This is a genomic window from Flavobacterium sp., from assembly GCF_049590715.1.
Taxonomy (GTDB): domain Bacteria; phylum Bacteroidota; class Bacteroidia; order Flavobacteriales; family Flavobacteriaceae; genus Flavobacterium.
The window spans coordinates 19,123-27,222 of record NZ_JBAWDL010000091.1 but is presented as its reverse complement, the minus strand read 5'-3'; the positions used below and the strand labels follow the sequence as shown (position 1 = coordinate 27,222).

The 8,100-nt window shown below is 34.0% G+C and carries 3 protein-coding genes and 1 pseudogene; all 4 read left to right on the top strand.

Translation table 11 applies throughout. The annotated features are described in order from the left end of the window. Positions 1-536: pseudogene (locus WBQ70_RS04525) on the top strand (TonB-dependent receptor); the annotation flags it as partial. An 11-nt stretch (positions 537-547) separates the two neighbouring features. Next, positions 548-2,143 carry a RagB/SusD family nutrient uptake outer membrane protein gene (locus tag WBQ70_RS04520; protein WP_423911165.1) on the top strand — a complete coding sequence of 532 codons (1,596 nt, stop codon included), beginning with the start codon at positions 548-550 and terminating at the stop codon, positions 2,141-2,143. 18 nt (positions 2,144-2,161) lie between these two features. Further along, positions 2,162-3,739 (top strand): DUF4955 domain-containing protein, encoded by a 1,578-nt coding sequence (locus tag WBQ70_RS04515; RefSeq protein WP_423911162.1) that lies wholly within the window; start codon positions 2,162-2,164, stop codon positions 3,737-3,739. A 138-nt stretch (positions 3,740-3,877) separates the two neighbouring features. Beyond that, entirely contained in the window at positions 3,878-8,008 is a 4,131-nt protein-coding gene (locus WBQ70_RS04510; protein ID WP_423911159.1) for a hybrid sensor histidine kinase/response regulator transcription factor, read from the top strand. Positions 8,009-8,100: the final 92 nt, after the last annotated feature.

The window sequence follows — 8,100 nt, the reverse complement described above, 5'->3', positions numbered from 1 at the left end:
TAAATTCGAGTGATTATACAGAAATAGGACACGGTTTACCTAAACATACTGGTGGATTTACAAATAATTTTAGATACAAAGGCTTTGATTTGAATGTATTTTTTCAATGGTCTTATGGAAATGATATTATGAACGCTAACCGAATTGTTTTTGAAGGAAATACTAAAAACGCATCTTATTTGAATCAATTTGCTAGTTACGCTGATCGTTGGACACCTGAAAACCCTGAGTCTGATCTTTTCCGTACTAGAGGTTATTACGGAGGAGGCTATGCTTCTCAATTTGTTGAAGATGGTTCTTTCTTGAGGTTAAAAACAGTTTCTTTTGGTTATCGTTTTGACTCTAAACAAATTCAATCTATCGGATTAAAATCAGTACGTGTTTATGTATCTGCTCAAAATTTATATACTTGGACTAAATATTCAGGACCAGACCCAGAGGTAAATACGTATAACTCTGCTTTAACTTCAGGCTTTGATTATTCTGCTTATCCAAGGTCAAGAACAATCACATTTGGAACTAATATTACTTTCTAAAAACTATCAAGATGAAAAAGACATTAATTATATTATTTATAGCATTAGGAATCGTTTCGTGTGAAGATTTCTTAAATACGGAACCGATTAACAAAATTTCAATCAAACAATATTATACAGATGAAGAGGGACTAACCCAAGCATTGGCTGGAGTTTATGATCCTTTAGGTAGCGATGCCTTATATGGAAACGGAATGTTTTTAAGGTACAATGGTTGTACTGATGAGGGATATTATGCTCGTAGTACAGTCGTTACAGGAGTCTTTGTTAATAATTATGATCCCACTAATACTGACATAAATGATTTGTGGAGTACTTGCTATTTAGGAATCAATCGTGCCAATGATTTAATTGCCAATGTTGACTTGCCACAAATGGACGACAAAAAACGTGATATTATTTTAGGAGAAGCTTTATTTTTAAGAGCCTATTATCATTTTTTATTAGTGACTCATTTTGAAAACATTCCATTGATTCTTACTCCTACCACAGGTCCAAACGATGTTTTTGTTTTTCAAACACCAATAAAAGAAGTTTATACTCAAATTCTAAAAGACATGACAGATGCCGAGGCAAAAGTAGCTACTTCGACCGAATTTGGTTATTCCAGTAGAGTATCTAAAACTGTTGTCGAAGGAATACTGGCTCGTGTCTGTTTACAAATGGCAGGGTACCCTCTTAATGATACTAGCAAATATGGTGAGGCTTTGATATGGGCTCAAAAAGTAAAAACTTCAGGAGAACATTCCTTAAGAACTACTTATAATACTACATTAACAAATAGTGCTTATAGCCAAATATTTATAGATCATGCCCAAGATAAATATGACGTAAAAGAAAGTATGTGGGAAATTGATTTCTTAGGGAATAGAGCTGATGGCAATTTAGAAACCGGACGCGTAGGAAATACTAATGGCATCACCATGACTAGCGCAGCTCTCACCTCTACTTTAGGATATAGTTATGGTTTTATCAAAGGAACAGCAAGATTATATAAAGCATACAAAACAGGTGATTTACGTAGAGACTGGGTATTAACTCCATTTACTTATAACGGAACCACAGGAGCCAAAGTTCCTATTACAACTACTACAGGTTACGGTAGGGATTGTGCAAAATGGAGAAGAGAATTTGAAGCTTCTTCGCCAAAAAACAAAAACCATGGTACAATCAATTTTCCAGTGTTGCGTTATGCAGATGTGTTGCTAATGATTGCCGAAGCCGAAAACCATGTGAATGGACCTACAACAATTGCTTATGATGCATTAAATCAAGTAAGAAGAAGAGCTTTTGGTTTGAATATAACTACACCAAGCCCAGTAGCTGATGCTCCAGCTGGATTATCTAATGTGACTTTTCAACAGGCGGTTGAGGATGAACGTTTTCAAGAACTTTGTTTTGAAGGAACTCGTCATTTAGATTTAATCCGTTGGAACAAATATGTAAGTACCATGAATTCCATAGGTAATGAAATTAGTACTAATGGGGGTGTTCAAGCTTATGGAGGTTTGGGAGGTAAGAATACTACAACGCGTCATTTGGTTTACCCGATTCCTTCCAAAGAAATGTCGGTGAACAAAAATTTGATTCCTAACAAAGGTTGGTAGTTTTTTAAACAAATAAAAATGAAGAAAATAAATCAAAACTTTTCACCTAAACGAAGTAGTTATACCCTTCGTCTAGGAATCATGACGCTACTTATTAGTTCTAGTTCATTATGGGCTCAAAAAGAAGCGCAAATTTTTACAAAATACAAAAAAGACGCTACGGTATTACCTGATTTTTCCTATGCAGGTTATCATAATGGAGAAAAGGATATTCCTATAAATTTGAAGTATAAAGTTTTTGATGTGACCACATTTGGCGCTATTCCTAATGATAATATATCCGATAAAACGGCAATTCAAAAAGCCGTTAAGGCTGCAAATGAAAACGGTTCTGGAATTGTATTCTTTCCCAAAGGACGATTTTTGATCAATGCCGATGGAGATGATTTATCCCGTGTTATTTCCAAAAGTAGCAACATCATTTTTAGAGGGAGTGGTTCAGAAAAAGGTGGCACAGAATTGTTCATGAAAAACACCTTGCAACCTGCAGATCCTAAAAAAATGTGGACGGTTCCTTCGATGTTTTCATTTACAAGTGAAGGTTCTGATAAAAAAATAGGCGAAGTTTCGGCTTCCGCCAAAGTAGGATGCTTTGACTTGGTCTTAAATTCGACCAAAGGTCTAAAAAAAGGCGATTGGATTGTTTTGACAATCCAAGACAACAATCCTGAATTGTTGAAAACAGAATTTGGAGAAATACAAGTAAACCCTACTTGGACTTACTTGACAGAGAAAGGTTTAGTAGTCAAAGTATATCATCAAATTAGTGCTGTAAAAAACAACACCATCAAATTAGTCGCTCCAATTAGCTATCCCATAGATGCAAAATACAAATGGGAAGTTCTTAAGTTTGCAAATAGCCAAGAGGTAGGTATTGAGGATATTGCTTTTGTAGGGAACTGGAAAGATAAGTTTGTACACCACCAATCTTGGGTACACGATAGTGGTTTTTCGATGATTAATATTTCAAAAATGACCAATTCTTGGCTTAGAAACTGTCGATTTACTGATGTGAGTGCCGCCGCTTCTATTGGTCAAAGTGCCAATGTTACAGTTTTAAATTGTAAGATTACTGGTAATGGAGGGCACAGTGCCATTTCTTCAGGTGGGGGTACAAATGTCTTAATTGCAAAATGTATTGATGAAGCTTCACAATGGCATTCTTTTGGAGCATCACATTATTCTATGAATACGGTTATTTGGAAATGTGTATATCCAGCTACCACTTGCTTTGAATCGCATTCGAGTCAACCTCGCAACACCCTTTTGGATGGCGTAACAGGTGGATTCATGAAAAGCCGTGGCGGTGGATCTATTTTTAATATGCCCAATCATATGCAAGGACTGGTCTTGTGGAATTATACCCAGTCTAATGAGGCGGTCAAAGATTTTGAGTTTTGGCCTCCTAACGAAGTGTATTGGAAAATATTAAAACCTACTGTAGTAGGTTTTAAAAGTGAAGGAACTACTTTTAACAAAGAACAAATAGGTTACGCTGAATCTCTAGACGGATTAGTAGAACCAGCATCATTATATACGGCACAACTAAAATTGAGATTAAAAACTTTACCCCATTGGATTAAGGAACTAGAATAATAAATTCAAGTTCAAGTGAATGAAACACCTACATTGAGTGCCTTTGTGTACTTAATAGTAGGTGTTTTTCCATTTCTTTAAAATGGATTTTATTTGTACTTTGTGAGGGTCTTACCATTTAACCACGAATCTTAAGCAATGAAAAAAAATAACTGTTTCTTTTTTTTACTATTAAATATATGTCTACTTCAATTACTGGGGGCACAGGAAGCTAACAATTTAAAATTCAAACATTTTTCGTCCAAAGAAGGTTTATCACAAAGTTCAGTTATTACTATTTTTCAAGATAAAAAAGGGTATATCTGGTTTGGTACAAGAGATGGCTTAAACAAATTTGATGGTAATAAATTCACTATTTATCGTTCCAACTATAGAGACACAACAAGTTTAACTCATAGCTGGGTCACGGCTATTTATGAAGACACTAAAGGTGATTTGTGGGTAGGAACTAAAGATGGACTTAACAAGTACAACCCAATAACAAATAATTTTAAGCAGCACCATCATTTATCAAAAAAAAATAGCCTTTCGAACAATGAAATATGGGGCATAACAGCATTAAATTCTGGTACACTTGCAATAAGCACTTCCAAAGGAGTAAACAAATTGGATATTAAAACCAATCAATTTACACATTTATTACATCAGCCGAAAGAATCAAACTCCATTAGCGACAACCGAACCCGAGGTTTTTTAAAATCCAAGAACGGAAAATTATGGATAACCACTCTTGCGGCAATTGATGTGTACAATCCTAAAACTCAAAAATGGGCACATTATAAATATCCTGAAAATACGCTGAAAGAAGCCCATGTTAATAATGCTCCCGTACTTTTTGAAGCTAAAAATGGAATAATATGGTTAGGATATGAAGGTGGTTTGGCACAATTTAATTCGAAAACAAACACTTTTGAACCCTATAATTTGAAAGGGAAAAAGGCCATACAAAGTTCCGTTAGAACCATTTATCAGGACAAAAAACAACAACTATGGGTAGGAACCTATTCGGGCTTGTTTATTTTAAATATCCAAAACCAAGAATTAAAAAAATACATTCATAATGAAAATGACTCCAAAAGTTTAAGCCAAAATTCAATATATAAAATTATTGAAGACTCCAAAGGGGATATTTGGATAGGAACTTGGGCTGGTGGCATCAATTATTTTGACCGTAGTTTTGACCGTTTCAAACAACTCACAGCAGGTTCTAAGAACACCATGCTAAACTACAAAGTAGTGAGTTCAATAGTAGAAGATAACAATCAAAAACTATGGATAGGAACTGAAGGGGGTGGAATAAATGTGTATGATCGAAAAACAGGATTATTTGAGTATTTGACAAAAAATAATGATAATCCCAATAGCATCAGTTCCAATAACATTAAATCGATGATTAAAGATCACGAAGGCAATTTTTGGATAGGAACCCATGATGGGGGTCTTAATTTTTTGAATCCAAAGTATACCCCTTTTCGTTTTGAACATTTTGAACAAAGTAAATCCAATGGCATTAACATCCATGGCTGTCGTATTTTATCGTTGCTAGAAGACAAACAGAAAAACATTTGGATTGGTACCTTGACTAATGGTTTGTTGTTTTACAATCGTGCTGAGAACAGTTTTACAAAACTTCAAAAAAGTACAAAATCAGTTTCCTGTATAGTACAATCCACTAATCCTAATGTAATACTGATAGGAGGCACACAAGGTTTAGAAAAAGTGCAAATTGACACGAAAGAAATAAGTCCAATTTCGCTCAAAAGTGAAGCCAATGATTACCATTTAATTAAATCCGTAAACTGTATTTATGAAGATAAAAACCAAAACTATTGGGTAGGTACTGAAGGACAAGGCCTGTTTTTATACCAATCAAAAAATAATAAAACCATCAATTATGGAAAAGCCGAAGGGTTACCAAACGAAATAATTTATGGTATTTTGTATAACCAAAACAATTTATGGATAAGTACCAATGATGGATTGAGTAAATTGGATTTGAAAACCCATCAATTTGAAAATTTTGACGAATCAGATGGTTTGCAAGGAAACGAATTTAATTATGGCTCTTTTTTGAAAACAAGCAACGATGAGTTGCTTTTTGGTGGACAAAATGGCTTAAATTACTTTTTTCCAAAAAACATAAAATCTAACACTCATTTTCCTGCATTAGATATATATGCTATAGAGGTCAATAACAAACCTTTTCTAAAAATCACTGATTCGAATCAAGTAATTGAGTTAAAATACAATCAAAACGACTTTAATATTGATTTTGTAGCCTTATCTTTCTCGCAACCCAATAAAAACAATTATGCCATAAAACTAGAAGGCTTTGATCAAGACTGGAATGACATTGGCAACAAAAAAAGTGCTACGTATACTAATATTGATGAAGGAACCTATGTTTTTAAAGTAAAAGCATCCAATAGCAACGGGATTTGGAATGAAAAAGAAACGACCATTACCATCAAAGTGTTGCCTGCACCATGGTACACTTGGTGGGCGTATTTGATTTATATCATTTTGATTTCGATTGCTTTGTATTTTGTTCGAAAGCTAATTTTAATACGTATTCAAGAACGAAACGAATTGAAAAATGAAAAACTGGAAAAAGATAAACTAGAAGAAGTAAACAAGTTAAAACTACAATTCTTCACCAATATTTCGCACGAATTTAGAACGCCATTAACCTTGATTTTAGGCCCTGTACAGCAGTTGGCAAAAGTTAAAAATAATAATGAGTTTGTCAAAAGGAACCTCGATACCATTCAGCGAAATACCAAAGTATTATTGCAATTAATCAATGAATTACTGGATTTTAGAAAGAGTGAAGATGGTAAATTCAAACTCAACGCCTCTAAGGACAATTTGATTCCGTTTATCCAGAATATCAAATTGTCATTTGAAGAGTTGGCAAGACAAAAAAACATTCATTATATTTTTAGCACGACGGAGGAAGCAATCGAAGTTTGGTTTGATAAAATAAAAATGAACAAAATCATTTTTAATTTATTGTCGAATGCCTTCAAGTTTTCAAGTGATAATAACAATTTGTATCTCAACATTTCCATAGTCAAGAACCAAGAGGAATCTGTTATAAAGGATTATGTCAAAATCGACATTATCAATTTTGTAAAAGTGATTCCTGAGGAGCACATCAAATTTATTTTTGAACGTTTTTATCAATTGGATCAAAAAGATGCTGAAGCAGGAACAGGAATTGGACTTTCATTGACTAAAAATTTAGTGGAACTTCACAAAGGAAAAATTGAAGTAAACAGCTCTGCCGAAAGCGGCACTTGTTTTAGTGTGTACTTGCCTCTGGGTAACGCCCATCTCGATGCAGAGGAATGTGTTGATGAGTATGATGAAACATTGACTAATCTGACTTTTCAAAAACCCATTCTACCTCCAGCGGAACTTATGCTCGAAGCAGAAGAAATTGAAAATGAAGCAGCAGGTTTCAATAAAGGAGTCCCTACCGTTTTGATTGTAGAGGATAATCAGGATGTACGCCATTTTGTGAAAAGCATTTTTGAACACCAATACAACATCGTAGAGGCCGAAAACGGAAAATTAGGAATTGAAATGGCTTCAAAATCTCCAGTAGATTTAATTATTAGCGATGTAATGATGCCTGAGATGGATGGTTTTGAATTATGCCGCAGAATCAAAACGGATATTTTGACTAGTCATATTCCAGTAATTTTATTAACGGCAAAAACCTCAGATACACACCGCGAGGAAGGATATAAAATGGGCGCCAATGCCTATATCACTAAACCTTTTGATGCGGAAATTTTAAAAATCAGAGTAGACAATTTATTAGCTACAAGAAAACAATTGATTTCAAAATTTAAGAAAGACATCATTCTTGAACCAAAAGAATTAACCATCACCTCTGCCGATGAAATTTTCTTAGAAAAAGCCATAAAAATTGTCGAAGAAAACATAGCCGATGCCGACTTTAATGTCAATGTTTTTACAGATCAAATGCACATGAGTCGCTCCGTTTTATTTCGAAAAATGAAAGTCCTCACGGGACAATCTATTAATGAATTTGTTCGTACTATCAAACTCAAGAGAGCAGGACAATTGCTTATAAGTACCCAAATGAATATCTCGGATGTCGCTTATGAAGTCGGTTTTAATGATTTGAAATATTTTAGAAAATGTTTCAAAACAGTTTTTGATGAAACCCCTAGCACCTATAGATCTAAAAATACAATTAATTTTAAATCATCAAGTTCAATAGAAGAAGAATTTTAAAGTATAATTCACTTAATTATTTGAATCTACTAAAGACGAATTAACACCTTGTTTTAAAGCTAAATACCCCCTTTGTAATTTTATTTTTTTTT